At 61.5% G+C, this 15,543-nt stretch carries 17 protein-coding genes; 14 read left to right on the top strand and 3 right to left on the bottom strand.

Going from position 1 to position 15,543, the window contains the following annotated elements; genetic code table 11:
* Positions 1-121: 121 nt before the first annotated feature.
* Complete coding sequence (locus tag AC3RCP_RS27665; protein WP_492571855.1) at positions 122-1,090, bottom strand: polyprenyl synthetase family protein; 969 nt, start codon at positions 1,088-1,090, stop codon at positions 122-124.
* A 241-nt stretch (positions 1,091-1,331) separates the two neighbouring features.
* Between AC3RCP_RS27665 and rplU the strand changes: the two genes are divergently transcribed.
* The 5 genes from rplU to AC3RCP_RS27640 all read left to right on the top strand — a co-directional run bounded on the left by rplU (position 1,332) and on the right by AC3RCP_RS27640 (position 5,070).
* Positions 1,332-1,643, top strand: a complete 312-nt coding sequence (gene rplU / locus AC3RCP_RS27660) for a 50S ribosomal protein L21 (protein ID WP_007924746.1) — start codon at positions 1,332-1,334, stop codon at positions 1,641-1,643.
* Between the two features lie 35 nt (positions 1,644-1,678).
* A complete protein-coding gene (gene rpmA, locus AC3RCP_RS27655) occupies positions 1,679-1,936 on the top strand; it encodes a 50S ribosomal protein L27 (RefSeq protein ID WP_003228360.1) in 258 nt (85 codons plus the stop codon).
* Between the two features lie 195 nt (positions 1,937-2,131).
* Positions 2,132-3,355: an Obg family GTPase CgtA gene (cgtA, locus tag AC3RCP_RS27650; RefSeq protein WP_007924745.1), complete on the top strand. Its 1,224-nt coding sequence runs from the start codon at positions 2,132-2,134 to the stop codon at positions 3,353-3,355.
* Between the two features lie 121 nt (positions 3,356-3,476).
* A complete protein-coding gene (gene proB / locus AC3RCP_RS27645) occupies positions 3,477-4,595 on the top strand; it encodes a glutamate 5-kinase (RefSeq protein ID WP_101339177.1) in 1,119 nt (372 codons plus the stop codon).
* Between the two features lie 10 nt (positions 4,596-4,605).
* Entirely contained in the window at positions 4,606-5,070 is a 465-nt protein-coding gene (locus AC3RCP_RS27640; protein WP_007924741.1) for a CreA family protein, read from the top strand.
* Positions 5,071-5,222: 152 nt separating this feature from the next.
* On the opposite strand, the gene rpsT is transcribed toward AC3RCP_RS27640, so the two are convergent.
* The gene (gene rpsT, locus AC3RCP_RS27635; RefSeq protein WP_007924739.1) at positions 5,223-5,501 is read right to left on the bottom strand and encodes a 30S ribosomal protein S20; all 279 of its coding nucleotides are present in this window, start codon (positions 5,499-5,501) and stop codon (positions 5,223-5,225) included.
* Between the two features lie 253 nt (positions 5,502-5,754).
* Here rpsT and murJ point away from each other — a divergent pair, with 253 nt between their 5' ends.
* From murJ to ispH, 6 genes are all read left to right on the top strand, one after another.
* Positions 5,755-7,293, top strand: a complete 1,539-nt coding sequence (murJ, locus tag AC3RCP_RS27630; RefSeq protein ID WP_062824545.1) for a murein biosynthesis integral membrane protein MurJ — start codon at positions 5,755-5,757, stop codon at positions 7,291-7,293.
* Between the two features lie 129 nt (positions 7,294-7,422).
* Positions 7,423-8,367 (top strand): bifunctional riboflavin kinase/FAD synthetase, encoded by a 945-nt coding sequence (gene ribF / locus AC3RCP_RS27625; RefSeq protein WP_007924736.1) that lies wholly within the window; start codon positions 7,423-7,425, stop codon positions 8,365-8,367.
* Between the two features lie 13 nt (positions 8,368-8,380).
* The gene (gene ileS, locus AC3RCP_RS27620) at positions 8,381-11,212 is read left to right on the top strand and encodes an isoleucine--tRNA ligase (RefSeq protein ID WP_492571854.1); all 2,832 of its coding nucleotides are present in this window, start codon (positions 8,381-8,383) and stop codon (positions 11,210-11,212) included.
* Entirely contained in the window at positions 11,205-11,717 is a 513-nt protein-coding gene (gene lspA / locus AC3RCP_RS27615) for a signal peptidase II (protein ID WP_101339175.1), read from the top strand. Before ileS ends, lspA begins: the two co-directional genes overlap by 8 nt.
* Positions 11,718-11,724: 7 nt before the next feature.
* Complete coding sequence (gene fkpB / locus AC3RCP_RS27610; protein ID WP_177323788.1) at positions 11,725-12,162, top strand: FKBP-type peptidyl-prolyl cis-trans isomerase; 438 nt, start codon at positions 11,725-11,727, stop codon at positions 12,160-12,162.
* 139 nt (positions 12,163-12,301) lie between these two features.
* Positions 12,302-13,249: a 4-hydroxy-3-methylbut-2-enyl diphosphate reductase gene (gene ispH, locus AC3RCP_RS27605; RefSeq protein WP_007924732.1), complete on the top strand. Its 948-nt coding sequence runs from the start codon at positions 12,302-12,304 to the stop codon at positions 13,247-13,249.
* On the opposite strand, the gene AC3RCP_RS27600 is transcribed toward ispH, so the two are convergent.
* Positions 13,250-13,774: a GspH/FimT family pseudopilin gene (locus tag AC3RCP_RS27600; RefSeq protein ID WP_101339174.1), complete on the bottom strand. Its 525-nt coding sequence runs from the start codon at positions 13,772-13,774 to the stop codon at positions 13,250-13,252.
* Between the two features lie 133 nt (positions 13,775-13,907).
* Here AC3RCP_RS27600 and AC3RCP_RS27595 point away from each other — a divergent pair, with 133 nt between their 5' ends.
* The 3 genes from AC3RCP_RS27595 to AC3RCP_RS27585 are packed head-to-tail and all read left to right on the top strand — an operon-like array spanning position 13,908 to position 15,537.
* Entirely contained in the window at positions 13,908-14,378 is a 471-nt protein-coding gene (locus AC3RCP_RS27595; protein ID WP_007924730.1) for a GspH/FimT family pseudopilin, read from the top strand.
* Positions 14,375-14,830: a type IV pilus modification protein PilV gene (gene pilV, locus AC3RCP_RS27590; RefSeq protein ID WP_007924729.1), complete on the top strand. Its 456-nt coding sequence runs from the start codon at positions 14,375-14,377 to the stop codon at positions 14,828-14,830. Before AC3RCP_RS27595 ends, pilV begins: the two co-directional genes overlap by 4 nt.
* Entirely contained in the window at positions 14,827-15,537 is a 711-nt protein-coding gene (locus tag AC3RCP_RS27585) for a PilW family protein (RefSeq protein WP_492571853.1), read from the top strand. Before pilV ends, AC3RCP_RS27585 begins: the two co-directional genes overlap by 4 nt.
* Positions 15,538-15,543 lie beyond the last annotated feature (6 nt).

Below are 15,543 nucleotides of genomic sequence, written 5' to 3'. Positions count from 1 at the left end.
AAAGCGCACATTATATAGGGTTTTGCTTGGGGATGGGGTATAGCGGGGGATCGTGGGCGAAAGCATCACGAACAAGCCCGCCCCTGCGCAGGGCAGGAGCGGGCTTGTGTGCAATCGGATCTTAGTGGGTGCGGGCTACGGCGAATTCGCTCAGTTCCACCAGCGCGTCGCGATATTCGCTCGGCGGCAGGGCTTCCAGGCAGGCAATGGCACGAGCGACATAGTCGCGGGCCAGTTGCGCGGTGTAGTCCAGGGAACCGGAGGTCTCCACGGCAGCGCGGATGCTTTCCAGGTCTTCGATACCGCCTTTCTGGATCGCCTGGCGCACCAGGGCAGCCTGTTCCGGCGTGCCTTCGCGCATGGTGTAGATCAGCGGCAGGGTCGGCTTGCCTTCGGCCAGGTCGTCGCCGACGTTCTTGCCCAGGGTTTCCGCATCGCCACGGTAGTCGAGCAGGTCGTCCACCAGTTGGAAGGCCACGCCCAGGTGATCGCCGAAGGTGCGCAGGGCTTCGCTCTGCTCTTCGGTGGCGCCGGCCAGGGCGGCGGCGCTGTGGGTCGAGGCCTCGAAGAGCATCGCAGTCTTGCCGCGGATGACTTCCATGTAGGTTTCTTCGGTGGTGCTGGCGTCCCGGACTTTCGACAACTGCAGCACTTCGCCTTCGGCGATGATGCGGGTGGCCTGCGAAAGGATTTTCATCACTGGCATCGAGCCCAGCTCGACCATCATCTCGAAGGAGCGCGAGTACAGGAAGTCGCCCACCAGTACGCTTGGGGCGTTGCCCCACATGGCGTTGGCGGTCGAGCGGCCGCGGCGCATGCCGGACATGTCGACCACGTCGTCATGCAGCAGGGTGGCGGTGTGCAGGAATTCGATGGTGGCGGCCAGCAGGCGCAGGTCGTCGCCTTCGCGACCCAGGGCCTTGCCACACAGCAGCACCAATAAAGGACGCAGGCGTTTACCCCCGGCCGAGGTAATGTAGTCGCCGATTTTCGATACCAGCGGCACTCGGGAGGTCAGCTGCTTCTTGATGATGCCGTCGACGGCGCTAAAATCGTCCGCCACCGCGCGGTAGAAAGCTTGGGGTTGCATCAGCGACAGGTGCTCCAGAAGGGTTGCGCGGCATGCTAGGACCCACGTCCGGGGCTGTCAAGGCGCGATGGACGGCCCCTTGCATCGCCAAGACAGCTTGCGTACAATCGCGCACCCTGAACTTCCTGGGCAGCACCTGCCTTACGCAATTGCACTTGGGCCGTTCCAGCCCCATGCAGCCATGCCAGCCAATACCTCTTCTTATAAAGAGCTGGGTGAGCAGGATTATCGGAGAAATACCATGTACGCAGTAATCGTTACCGGCGGTAAGCAATACAAGGTCGCTGAAGGTGAATACCTGAAGATCGAAAAACTGGAAATCGCCACTGGCGAATCCGTGACTTTTGACCGCGTTCTGTTGGTTGCCAATGGCGACGACGTGAACATCGGCGCACCTGTTGTTGCTGGCGCAACCGTCAAGGCTGAAGTGATCTCCCAAGGTCGTCACGATAAAGTCCGCATCATCAAGTTCCGTCGCCGTAAGCACCACATGAAGCGTATGGGCCACCGCCAGTGGTTCACCGAGATCAAAATCACCGGTATTCAGGCTTAATTTCAGCCTAATTCCTCACTAGGAGAATTGAACTCATGGCACACAAAAAAGCTGGTGGTAGTACCCGTAACGGTCGCGACTCAGAAGCCAAACGCCTTGGCGTGAAGATGTATGGCGGCCAGGTCATCAAGGCCGGCAACATCATCGTGCGTCAGCGCGGCACCCAATTCCACGCTGGCTACGGCGTTGGCATGGGTAAGGATCACACCCTCTTCGCGAAAATCGAAGGCGTGATCAAGTTTGAAGTAAAAGGCGCCTTCGGTCGTCGTTACGTGAGCGTCGTCGCGGCTTAATTGCGCGATCGCTGGAAAAGCCCTGTCTCGCGACGGGGCTTTTTCGTTTGTGGGGTGAGTCTCTTGCAAAACTGTTTGTATGGGCTGCCAGCGCTGGATGTTACGGCCGTTGATCGGGGTCGCTGCGCTCATTTTTGCAAGAGTCTTATGTCTTAGTGTTTTTCGGCTCGCCCGTGCGGCGAGAGGCGTTTTGTTATGAAGTTCGTTGATGAAGTTTCGATCCGAGTAAAAGCTGGCGACGGCGGCAATGGCTGCATGAGTTTCCGTCGGGAAAAGTTCATCGAAAACGGTGGTCCGAACGGTGGTGATGGTGGTGATGGCGGCTCGATCTACATGATCGCCGACGAAAACCTCAATACCCTGGTGGACTACCGCTACACCCGTCATTTCGATGCCGAGCGCGGCTCCAATGGCGGCAGTACCGATTGCACCGGCAAGAAGGGTGAGGATCTCGAGCTGCGCGTACCGGTCGGCACCACGGTGATCGACGCCGGGACCCAGGAAGTGATCGGTGACCTGACCAAGGCCGGTCAGCGTTTGCTGGTGGTGCAGGGCGGCTGGCACGGTCTGGGTAACACCCGTTTCAAATCCAGTACCAACCGTGCGCCGCGCCAGACCACGCCGGGCAAGCCGGGTGAGCAGCGTGACCTCAAGCTGGAGCTGAAAGTGCTGGCGGACGTTGGTCTGCTGGGCTTGCCGAATGCCGGCAAGAGCACCTTCATTCGTTCGGTGTCTGCGGCCAAGCCGAAAGTGGCTGACTATCCGTTCACGACCCTGGTGCCGAACCTGGGCGTGGTCAGTGTCGACCGCTGGAAGAGCTTCGTGATCGCCGACATTCCGGGTCTGATCGAAGGCGCTTCGGATGGTGCGGGCCTGGGTATCCGTTTCCTCAAGCACCTGGCGCGTACCCGTCTGCTGTTGCACCTCGTGGACATGGCGCCACTGGATGAAAGCAGCCCGGCCGATGCGGCGGAAGTGATCGTCAATGAGTTGACCAAGTTCAGCCCGTCCCTGGCTGAGCGCGATCGCTGGCTGGTGCTGAACAAGTGCGACCAGATCCTCGAGGAAGAGCATGAGGCGCGGGTCAAGGAGATCGTCGATCGCCTGGAGTGGACCGGTCCGGTGTACGTGATCTCGGCTATTTCCAAAGACGGTACCGAGCGCCTGAGTCGCGACATCATGCGGTATCTGGAAGATCGTGCCGATCGTCTGGCGGCCGACCCGGCCTACGCCGACGAATTGGCCGAGCTCGATCAGCGTATCGAGGACGAGGCGCGTGCCCAGCTGCAGGCTCTGGACGACCAGCGTGCCCTGCGCCGCAGCGGCGTGAAGAGCGTGCACGACATCGGCGACGATGATTGGGATGAGGAAGATGTGGATGACGAAGATGGTCCGGAAATCATTTACGTCCGCGACTGATTCGTTGCAGTAAACTACAAGCGCCGCTCACTGAGCGGCGTTTTAGTATCCGGGAAACGTAGCCACGAATAACTTTATGGGCGCGCTCGGTCGCGTGGCTCTCAAGCTAAGGTTGAAGAAGATGCGGAGTAAGGTGACAGGTGCGCAGCGCTGGGTCGTGAAGATCGGCAGTGCGCTGCTGACGGCGGACGGCAAAGGGCTGGATCGCGCGGCAATGGGTGTCTGGGTCGAGCAGATGGTGGCCTTGCATGAGGCCGGTGTCGAGCTGGTATTGGTTTCCTCCGGCGCGGTCGCGGCCGGCATGAGCCGCCTGGGCTGGACCGCACGACCGAGTGCGATGCATGAGCTGCAGGCGGCCGCGGCCATTGGCCAGATGGGCCTGGTGCAGGCCTGGGAGTCGAGCTTTGCCGAGCACGGCTTGCACACCGCGCAGATTCTGCTGACCCATGACGACCTGTCCGACCGCAAGCGTTACCTCAATGCCCGCAGCACCTTGCGTGCGCTGGTCGAGCTCAAGGTGATTCCGGTCATCAATGAAAACGACACCGTGGTTACCGATGAGATCCGCTTCGGCGACAACGACACCCTGGCGGCCCTGGTGGCCAACCTGGTTGAGGCCGATCTGCTGGTGATTCTCACGGATCGCGACGGCATGTTCGATGCGGACCCCCGTAATAATCCCGATGCCCAGCTGATTTACGAGGCGCGTGCCGACGATCCGGCGCTGGACGCAGTGGCGGGCGGCACGGGTGGCGCGCTGGGGCGTGGCGGTATGCAGACCAAGCTGCGCGCGGCGCGTCTGGCAGCCCGTTCCGGGGCGCACACCATCATTGTCGGTGGGCGTCTGGAGCGTGTGCTGGATCGCCTCAAGGCGGGTGAGCGCCTGGGTACCTTGCTGTCGCCTGAGCGCGGCATGCTGGCGGCGCGCAAGCAATGGCTGGCTGGGCACCTGCAAACCCGAGGTACCCTGGTGTTGGATGATGGTGCGGTGTCGGCCTTGTCCCGGGGCAACAAAAGCTTGCTGCCGGTGGGGGTCAAGCTGGTTCAGGGCAGCTTCCGTCGTGGCGAGATGGTGGTATGCGTGGCGCCGGACGGGCGTGAAATTGCTCGCGGCCTGGCCAACTACAGCGCCCTGGAAGCGCAAAAAATCATCGGTCAGTCCTCTGATGCGATTGTCGGTTTGTTGGGGTACATGGCTGAGCCCGAGCTGGTTCACCGTGACAACCTGATTCTGGTCTAAGGAAAAACCAATGCGTGTAGCAAAAGGGTTGTTGGGGTTGCTGTTGGCGATGCCGCTGCTGGCCTGCGCTGAAGAAATCGGCCAGGTGTCGACAGTGTTCAAATTTGTCGGGCCTAATGACCGCATTGTGGTCGAGGCCTTCGATGATCCGAAGGTGGAGGGCGTGACCTGCTACCTGTCGCGCGCCAAGACCGGTGGCGTGAAGGGTGGGTTGGGTCTGGCGGAGGATCGCGCCGAAGCCTCCATTGCCTGTCGTCAGGTCGGCCCGATCAGCTTCAAGGGTGAGCTCAAGGATGGCGAAGAGGTATTCAAGGAGCGCACTTCGCTGGTGTTCAAGACCATGCAGGTGGTGCGTTTCCTCGACAAGAAGCGCAATACCCTGGTGTACCTGGTCTATAGCGATCGGTTGATCGAGGGCAGCCCGCAGAATGCGGTGACGGCGATTCCGATCCTGCCTTGGGCGCAGACTCCGTAATGGTCTTCAGGGCTGGCTCCTGCAGTGGTTATTCCCTGTAGGGGCTGCCGGTCGATGTTCGATTGCCGGCGATAGTGGTTTGCTGGTCAAGGCAGTAAATCGCAGGCAATAAAAAACCGACCCTGAGGTCGGTTTTTTAACAAGCGTGTCGCTTAGGCTGCAGCAGCAAGGTTCAGAGCCTTGATGTGGCCATTCAGGCGACCTTTATGGCGAGCAGCTTTGTTCTTGTGGATGATGCCTTTATCGGCCATGCGGTCGATAACTGGCACGGCCAGAACATAAGCAGCTTGCGCTTTTTCAGCGTCTTTTGCGTCGATGGCCTTAACTACATTCTTGATGTAGGTACGAACCATGGAACGCAGGCTGGCGTTGTGGCTGCGACGCTTCTCAGCCTGTTTTGCACGTTTTTTGGCGGAAGGTGAGTTGGCCACCGTCGAGCTCCTCGAAAGACTTTTTGGGAAATAGCAAACAAAATAGGCCGCGAATCATGCCGATGAGTTGAAGGCTTGTCAAGGGCAGGTGATGCGTTCCGCTGAGTGGTTGGATCTGAAGAGGCGGGATATTTATTTCCGGCGCTTGACCTGTAAACTCGCGAGCTTTGGCTCTGTGCTGTTGCGGCGCGGAGTATCGCACAAGTGGGCGCATTGTTCGCCTGCTGTTTATCTACAGGCAAAAAACCTTTCCATGAACCTGCTCAAGTCGTTGGCCGCTGTCAGCTCTATCACCATGCTTTCCCGGGTTCTGGGGTTCGTGCGCGATACCATCATTGCGCGCACATTCGGCGCCGGAATGGCGACGGACGCCTTTTTCATTGCCTTCAAGCTACCCAACCTGCTGCGCCGCATCTTCGCCGAGGGGGCTTTTTCCCAGGCCTTTGTGCCGATCCTGGCGGAATACAAAAGCCAGCAGGGTGAGGAGGCGACCCGGACCTTTATTGCCTATGTGTCCGGCCTGCTGACCCTGGTGCTGGCGCTGGTGACGGCGCTGGGGATCATCGCCGCGCCCTGGGTGATCTGGGCGACGGCGCCAGGTTTTGTCGACACCCCGGAAAAATTCACGCTGACCACCGATCTGTTGCGCGTGACCTTTCCTTATATATTGCTGATCTCGTTGTCCTCCCTGGCGGGGGCGATCCTCAATACCTGGAACCGCTTTTCGGTCCCGGCGTTCGTGCCGACGTTGCTGAACGTCGCCATGATCGTCTTCTCGGTATTCCTGACACCTTATTTCGATCCGCCGGTCATGGCCCTGGGCTGGGCGGTTCTGGCGGGTGGCCTGGCGCAGTTGCTGTATCAGCTGCCGCACCTGAAAAAGATCGGCATGCTCGTGCTACCGCGCCTGAACCTGCGCGACACTGGGGTCTGGCGGGTGCTGAAGCAGATGCTGCCGGCCATTCTCGGGGTCTCGGTGAGCCAGATCTCGCTGATCATCAACACCATCTTCGCCTCGTTCCTGGTGGCTGGCTCGGTGTCCTGGATGTATTACGCCGATCGTCTGATGGAGCTGCCTTCAGGGGTTCTGGGAGTGGCATTGGGCACGATCCTGCTACCGACGCTGGCCAAAACTTACGCCAACAAGGACCGGCATGAATATTCGCGGATTCTCGATTGGGGCCTGCGCCTGTGCTTCATGCTGGTGCTGCCTTGCGCGCTGGCCCTGGGGATTCTGGCGGAGCCATTGACGGTGTCGCTGTTCCAGTACGGCCAGTTCAGCGCCTTCGACGCCTCGATGACCCAGCGTGCGCTGGTCGCGTATTCGGTCGGTTTGCTCGCGATCATTGTGATCAAGGTGCTGGCACCGGGTTTCTATGCCCAGCAAAACATCCGTACCCCGGTGAAAATTGCGATTTTCACCCTGATCGTCACGCAACTGCTGAACCTGGCGTTCATCGGCCCGCTGAAACATGCGGGCCTGGCGCTGGCGATCAGCGCCGGGGCCTGTATCAACGCGGGTTTGCTGTTCTATCAGCTGCGCAAGCAGCAGATGTTCCTGCCGCAACCTGGCTGGGGCAAGTTTGCGATCAAGCTGGTCGTTGCGGTGAGCGTGATGTCGGCGGTGTTGCTGGGGCTGATGCAGTTCATGCCGGCCTGGGATCAGGGGAATATGCTCGCACGCTTCCTGCGTCTGGGTGTGCTGGTGGTGGCGGGCGTGGTGGCCTATTTCGGCATGCTGGCGTTGTTCGGCTTCCGTCTGCGCGACTTCAATCGCAAGGCGTTGCACTGAGGTCCTGAGGCACTTGGACGCCGGCGAGGCAGTGGTTTTGTCGGTTCGATCACTTTGGCGCGTGCTGTTGCCTGTCACCGGCCGTCGGGTGTGGTTATAATCGACCACTTTATGAGCAAGAAGTGCGTTATGCAGCTGGTCCGAGGCCTCCACAACCTGCGCCCCCAGCATCGGGGCTGTGTCGCCACTATTGGCAACTTCGACGGTGTTCACCGTGGCCACCAGGCTATCCTGGGCCGGCTGCGTGAGCGTGCGCTTGAGTTGGGCGTGCCCAGCTGCGTGGTGATATTCGAGCCGCAGCCGCGCGAGTTCTTCGCTCCGGATACCGCCCCGGCCCGCCTGGCACGCTTGCGCGACAAGCTGCAGTTGCTGGCCGAGGAGGGCGTCGACCGGGTCCTGTGCCTGGCGTTCAACCAGCGCTTGAGCAAGCTCAGCGCCAGTGAATTCGTCGAGACCATCCTGGTCGACGGCCTGGGTGTGCAGCACCTGGAAGTCGGCGATGATTTTCGTTTTGGCTGCGACCGGGTCGGTGATTTCGATTTCCTGCAAAAGGCCGGTATCACCCACGGGTTTACCGTCGAGGCCGCGCAGACCGTCGAACTGGATGGCCTGCGCGTCAGCAGCACCCAGGTCCGCAATGCGCTGGCGGCTGCCGATTTCGTATTGGCCGAGCGTCTGCTCGGTCGCCCGTTCCGCATCGCCGGGCGGGTCCTGCACGGGCAGAAGCTGGCGCGCCAGTTGGGTACGCCAACCATCAATGTGCAGCTCAAGCGCCGTCGCGTACCGTTGTCCGGGGTGTACCTGGTCGATGTCGATATCGACGGCAAGACCTGGCCGGGCGTCGCCAATATCGGCGTGCGGCCGACGGTAGCAGGTGATGGCAAGGCCCACCTGGAAGTCCATCTTTTAGATTTTGCCGGCGATCTGTATGACCGGCGTTTGACGGTGGTTTTCCACCACAAGCTGCGTGAAGAGCAGCGTTTCGCCTCTCTGGAGGCGCTGAAGACGGCGATCAACGCGGATGTCGCCGCCGCCCGTGCCGAAGTTGCACGTATCCATAGCGCCAATCGCTAATGAAGAGCCTTAAATGACCGACTATAAAGCCACGCTAAACCTTCCGGACACCGCCTTCCCAATGAAGGCCGGCCTGCCTCAGCGCGAACCGCAGATTCTGCAGCGCTGGGACAGCATTGGCCTGTACGGTAAGTTGCGCGAAATTGGCAAGGATCGTCCGAAGTTCGTACTTCACGACGGTCCGCCCTACGCCAACGGCTCGATTCACATCGGTCATGCGGTCAACAAGATTCTCAAGGACATGATCATCCGTTCGAAGACCCTGGCGGGCTTCGACGCGCCTTATGTTCCGGGTTGGGACTGCCACGGTCTGCCGATCGAGCACAAGGTCGAGGTCACCCACGGCAAGAACCTGTCCTCGGACAAGACCCGTGAGCTATGCCGTGCCTACGCCACCGAGCAGATCGAAGGTCAGAAAGCCGAGTTCATTCGCCTCGGCGTGCTGGGCGACTGGGCCAACCCGTACAAGACCATGGACTTCGCCAACGAGGCCGGGGAAATCCGTGCCCTGGCGGAAATGGTCAAGGGCGGTTTCGTGTTCAAGGGGCTCAAGCCGGTGAACTGGTGCTTCGACTGCGGCTCGGCCCTGGCTGAAGCGGAAGTCGAGTACCAGGACAAGAAGTCCTCGACCATCGACGTGGCCTTCCCGATCGCCGACGAAGACAAGCTGGCCGCCGCCTTTGGCCTGGCCAAGCTGAGCAAGCCGGCTTCGATCGTGATCTGGACCACCACTCCGTGGACCATCCCGGCCAACCAGGCGTTGAACGTTCACCCTGAGTTCAGCTACGCCCTGGTCGACGCTGGCGACAAGCTGCTGGTGCTGGCCGAGGAACTGGTGGAGTCCTGCCTGGCCCGCTACAACCTGGAAGGCTCGGTCATCGCCACCGCCCCGGGTTCGGCGCTGGAGCTGATCAACTTCCGTCACCCGTTCTACGATCGTCTGTCGCCGGTGTACCTGGCTGAGTACGTCGAGCTGGGCGCGGGTACCGGCGTGGTTCACTCCTCGCCAGCCTACGGCGAAGACGACTTCGTGACCTGCAAGCGTTACGGCATGGTCAACGACGACATCCTCAACCCAGTGCAGAGCAATGGTGTTTACGCCACCTCGCTGGAGTTCTTCGGCGGCCAGTTCATCTGGAAGGCCAACCCGGCCATCGTCGACAAGCTGACTGAAGTCGGTGCGCTGCTGCACACCGAAACCATCAGCCACAGCTACATGCATTGCTGGCGCCACAAGACCCCGCTGATCTACCGTGCCACCGCGCAGTGGTTCGTCGGCATGGACAAGCAGCCAACCAGCGGCAACACCCTGCGCCAGCGTGCGTTGCAGGCCATCGAAGAGACTCAGTTCGTGCCGGCCTGGGGCCAGGCGCGCCTGCATTCGATGATCGCCAACCGTCCGGACTGGTGCATCTCCCGTCAGCGCAACTGGGGCGTGCCGATCCCATTCTTCCTGCACAAGGAAAGCGGCGATCTGCACCCACGCACCGTCGAGTTGATGGAAGAAGTTGCCAAGCGTGTCGAGCACGAAGGCATCGAAGCCTGGTTCAAGATGGACGCGGCCGAGTTGCTGGGTGACGAAGCCCCGCAATACGACAAGATCAGCGACACCCTGGACGTCTGGTTCGACTCCGGTACCACTCACTGGCACGTACTGCGCGGCTCGCACCCGATGGGCCACGCCAGCGGCCCGCGTGCCGACCTGTACCTGGAAGGTTCCGACCAGCACCGCGGCTGGTTCCACTCGTCCCTGCTGACTGGCTGCGCGATCGATGGCAATGCGCCGTATCGCGAACTGCTGACCCACGGTTTCACTGTCGACGAGAACGGCCGCAAGATGTCCAAGTCCCTGGGCAACGTGATCGCGCCGCAGAAGGTCAACGACACCCTGGGCGCCGACATCATGCGTCTGTGGGTCTCGGCCACCGACTACTCCGGTGAAATGGCGGTTTCCGACCAGATCCTGCAGCGCAGCGCCGACGCCTACCGGCGTATCCGCAACACCGCGCGCTTCCTGCTCTCCAACCTGAGCGGCTTCAACCCGGCCACCGATATCCTGCCGGCCGAAGAAATGCTCGCGCTGGACCGTTGGGCCGTGGACCGCACCCTGCTGCTGCAGCGCGAGCTGGAACTGCACTACGGCGAATACCGCTTCTGGAACGTCTACTCCAAGGTGCACAACTTCTGCGTGCAGGAGCTGGGCGGTTTCTACCTGGACATCATCAAGGACCGCCAGTACACCACTGGCGCCGACAGCAAGGCCCGTCGTTCGTGCCAGACCGCGCTGTTCCACATCTCCGAAGCGCTGGTGCGCTGGATCGCGCCGATCCTCGCCTTCACCGCCGACGAGCTGTGGCAGTACCTGCCGGGCGAGCGCAACGAGTCGGTCATGCTCAACACCTGGTACCAGGGCCTCAGCGAGCTTCCGGAAGGCTTCGAGCTGGACCGTGCCTACTGGGAGCGGATCATGGCGGTCAAGGTCGCGGTCAACAAGGAAATGGAAATCCAGCGCGCGGCCAAGGCCGTCGGTGGCAACCTGCAAGCCGAAGTGACCCTGTACGCCGAGGAAGCGCTGAGCGCCGACCTGGCCAAGCTGAGCAACGAGCTGCGCTTCGTGCTGATCACCTCCACCGCCAGCGTCGCGCCTTTCGCGCAGGCACCGGCGGATGCGGTGGAAACCGAAGTCGCCGGCCTCAAGCTGAAAGTGGTCAAGTCGAGCTTCGCCAAGTGCGCCCGTTGCTGGCACTGCCGTGAAGATGTCGGCGTGCACCCCGAGCACCCGGAAATCTGCGGTCGCTGCGTCGACAACATCAGCGGCGCAGGCGAGGTTCGTCACTATGCCTAATGCCGCGGGCCGTTTCGGCCGTCTGGGCTGGCTGTGGTTGAGTGTGCTGGTCCTGGTCATCGACCAGACCAGCAAGCTGCACTTCGAAAGCTCGCTGTCGATGTACCAGCAGATTGTGGTGATCCCGGATTACTTCAGCTGGACCCTGGCCTACAACACCGGCGCGGCATTCAGCTTCCTGGCGGACAGCTCGGGCTGGCAGCGCTGGTTGTTCGCCCTGATCGCGGTGGTGGTCAGTGCGGTACTGGTGGTCTGGCTCAAGCGCCTGGGGCGCAACGAAACCTGGCTGGCGGTCGCCCTGGCACTGGTGCTGGGCGGCGCGCTGGGCAACCTGTATGACCGCATCGCCCTGGGCCATGTGATCGATTTCATCCTGGTGCATTGGCAGAACCGCTGGTATTTCCCGGCGTTCAACTTTGCCGACAGCGCCATCAGCGTGGGTGCGGTGATGCTTGCGCTGGATATGTTCAAAAGCAAGAAAACCGGAGAAGCCGTTCATGACTGAACAGGTATTGGCTGAACAACGCATCGGCCAGAACACGGAAGTCACTTTGCATTTCGCATTGCGCCTGGAGAACGGCGACACGGTGGACAGCACCTTCGACAAGGCCCCGGCGACCTTCAAGGTCGGTGACGGTAACCTGTTGCCAGGTTTTGAAGCGGCCCTGTTCGGCTTCAAGGCAGGTGACAAGCGCAGCCTGAACATCGAGCCGGAAAACGCCTTTGGTCAGCCGAACCCGCAAAACGTGCAGATCATCCCGCGTTCGCAGTTCCAGGATATGGAGCTGTCCGAAGGCCTGCTGGTGATCTTCAACGATGCGGCGAATACCGAGCTGCCAGGCGTGGTCAAAGCTTTTGATGACGCCCAGGTGACGGTTGATTTCAACCATCCGTTGGCCGGTAAAACCTTGACCTTTGATGTCGAGATCATCGACGTTAAAGCGCTGTAACTAACGAAACCAGCCTGCTGTAGGAGCGAGCTTGCTCGCGAAGTTCTTCAACGATAACGCTGGCATTCAGGATGAGCGCGGCGTCTTTGAGTTCTTCGCGAGCAAGCTCGCTCCTACAGGGCAAGACACGAGGCACAGCATGCAAATCAAACTCGCCAACCCCCGTGGCTTCTGCGCTGGCGTGGACCGCGCGATCGAAATCGTCAATCGCGCCCTGGAGGTCTTCGGGCCGCCGATCTACGTGCGTCATGAAGTGGTGCACAACAAATTTGTCGTCGAAGACCTGCGCGCTCGCGGCGCGATCTTTGTCGAGGAGCTGGACCAGGTGCCGGATGACGTCATCGTGATCTTCAGCGCCCACGGCGTTTCCCAGGCCGTGCGCAGCGAAGCGGCGGGCCGTGGCCTGAAAGTCTTCGATGCGACCTGCCCGCTGGTGACCAAGGTGCATATCGAAGTGGCGCGCTACAGCCGCGACGGTCGCGAATGCATCCTGATCGGCCATGCCGGCCACCCGGAAGTCGAAGGCACCATGGGCCAGTACGACGCCAGCAATGGCGGTGCGATCTACCTGGTGGAAGACGAGCAAGACGTCGCCGAGCTGCAGGTGCGCAATCCTGAAAAGCTGGCGTTCGTTACCCAGACCACCTTGTCGATGGACGACACCAGCCGGGTCATCGATGCCTTGCGCCAGCGTTTCCCGGCGATTGGCGGGCCGCGCAAGGACGACATCTGCTACGCCACGCAGAACCGTCAGGACGCGGTCAAGCAACTGGCCGACGAGTGCGATGTGGTACTGGTGGTGGGCAGCCCGAACAGCTCCAACTCCAACCGCCTGCGTGAACTGGCCGAGCGCATGGCCACCCCGGCGTACCTGATCGACGGCGCCGAGGACATGCAACGCAGCTGGTTTGACGGCGTCGAGCGCATCGGCATCACCGCCGGGGCTTCGGCTCCCGAGGTGCTGGTACGGGGCGTGATCGAGCAGTTGCACGCCTGGGGCGCTACCGGCGCCGACGAATTGGCCGGCCGCGAAGAAAACATCACTTTCTCCATGCCCAAAGAGCTGCGCGTTCGCTCCCTGCTCTGATCAGCCCTGTCTGTCGCATAACGCCTGCGCGGCCTTGTCGCTGCGCAGGCTGACCCGCCCACTGCGGGAAAGCACCACCTGGTGCTGGCTCGTTCCCGGATCGGCCGCGCAGATGTGCAGCGTCCCGGCCTGAAAGGCGCCGCTGGGCAGCTGCGGATCACCCAGGCCACTGAAGCGCACGAAATGCTCCACTGGGCGATTGCCGACAATCGCCACCCGGGCGTCCTCCCGGCGTTCAAGCAATACCGGGTTATCGCTGTCCTGCGAGCCCTCGCCGCTGATATCCAGAATGATCCGCCAGCCTTGGCTCCAGTCATCGTTCAACCCGTGAATCACGGTCCGCTGCTGACGCAGGATGGCTTCGGTGCGCGCATTGCGAATGCCGCTGGCAAGCATCTGTGCGGCATCCAGCCGGCGTGTCGACTGGAACAACTCCCCGAATGAGGCGGTGGCGAACAGCATCAGCAGGCTGGCAAGCGCCAGGCCCACGATTATTTCGATCAGGCCGAAACCCTTCTGCGACATGTTTCTCCCTCCATGGAGTGCGCCAGGTCCGGACAATCCTTGCCCGGCCATTGAGCAAAACCTCAAACCCTCGGTCTATGAAGGTTCGAAGTGCCAGAGCCAGTTATAGCCGCTGGCCGCTCAAGGGGATGGCATGCGTCACCGTACAGAAGGTTTCACGCTGATCGAATTGCTGGTGGCCCTGGCAGTTTCGGCGGTTTTGTTGACCCTGGTGGTTCCCGCGTTCAGTCAGATGGCGCAGCGCTCCAAGGCCGACAGCGACATCAGCGAACTGCTGCGCAGCTTGAATTACGCGCGTCTGGAGGCGATCGACAGCGGCTTGCCGGTTCACCTGCGCCCGGCCGCGGTCGATTCGGACTGGAGCCGCGGGCTGTCGATTTATCAAGGCGACGGACCGGCGACGAATGTATTGCGGGTTGTTCCCGCGGTCAGTCGCGGCGCCCGGCTGACGCTAACCTCTGAATTCGACAGCATTGGCTTCAACGCGTTGGGCGGTGTATCGGCAGCGGTCCCGCCGGTCATGACTTATGTGCTGGGCGAGCAACACAGGACGATCACGCTGTGCCTGAACGGACGGATAGCGGTAAACGGGGAGTGCCAATGACGGGCAGGAGCGTGCAGGCCGGAATGACGCTGATCGAGGTGCTGGTGGCGGTGCTGATTCTCGGCGTCGGCCTGCTCGGTGCGGCGGCGGTCCAGCTCAATGCCCTGCGCTACACCGACAGTGCATTGATGACCAGCCAGGCCAGCTTCATCGCCTATGACATGCTCGATCGCATCCGCGCCAACAGCGCCGCGGACTACACCGTGGCAGCTCCCGAGGCCGGCAATTTCGGCGTGGTTCGGGACCAGGACCTCTATGACTTCCAGCGCAATGTCGAGAGTTTCGGCGGGCCGACCGCCGAGGGCCATATCAGCCTCAAGCAGGGCGTATTCACCATCAGCATCACCTGGGACGACGCCCGTGCCGCCCATGTTTCTGCCCAGCCTGCTGAAGGCTCCCGCAGTTTTGTCCTGAGCAGTCGGGTGGCGGTGGATCCGGGGAGCAAGCCATGAGACGCGGGAGCAGCGGTTTCGGTCTGATCGAAATGCTGGTGGCGCTGGCGTTGAGCCTGATCGTGGCCTTGGGCGTGACGCAGATTTTCATCTCGGCCAAAAACACCTATGTCAGCCAGAACGCCTCGGCCAGCCTGCAAGAGGATGCGCGCTTCGTGCTGAGCAAGATGATCCAGGAGATACGCATGGTCGGCATGTTCGGCTGCCTGCAGAGCATCGCCGATGCCAGCATTGCCGCGGACTTCGCCGGCCATGCGCAAACGCCGATTCGCTGGGACAACGCCAACCACCGGCTGACGCTGGTCACGGCCGATATCGGCGACAGCGGCGGCACCCCGACCTGGACCGTGCTGAGCGATTGCCGCAATAGCGCCACCGCCTACACCGGCGCCCGCAAGGCCCCCTCGGGGCAGCAGGCGTTTGCGGTGCGGCGCCTGGTGTACAGCTTGAAGGACGATCAACTGCTGATGGGCACCGGCACTGGCTCCGGCCAGGCGGTGCTGGTGAACAATGTCAGTGGGTTCGACGTGTCGTTCGGCATCGCCAGCACCGCCACGGATGTCGCGGCCTCCAGCTATAGCCGTGATCCCGCAGACCCGGCACGGATCCGCAGCGTGCGCTTGAGCCTGACCCTGAGCGATCCCCAGGCGCGAGTGCGGCCGCAGACGTTCAATGTGGTGGCCGCCTTGCGCAATCGCCTGTTGTGAGGGAGT

The sequence above is a fragment of the Pseudomonas sp. GW822-FHT05A08 genome, from assembly GCF_058800485.1.
The sequence above is the reverse complement of the archived record's forward strand: the minus strand, read 5'-3'. Positions and strand labels throughout refer to the sequence as shown.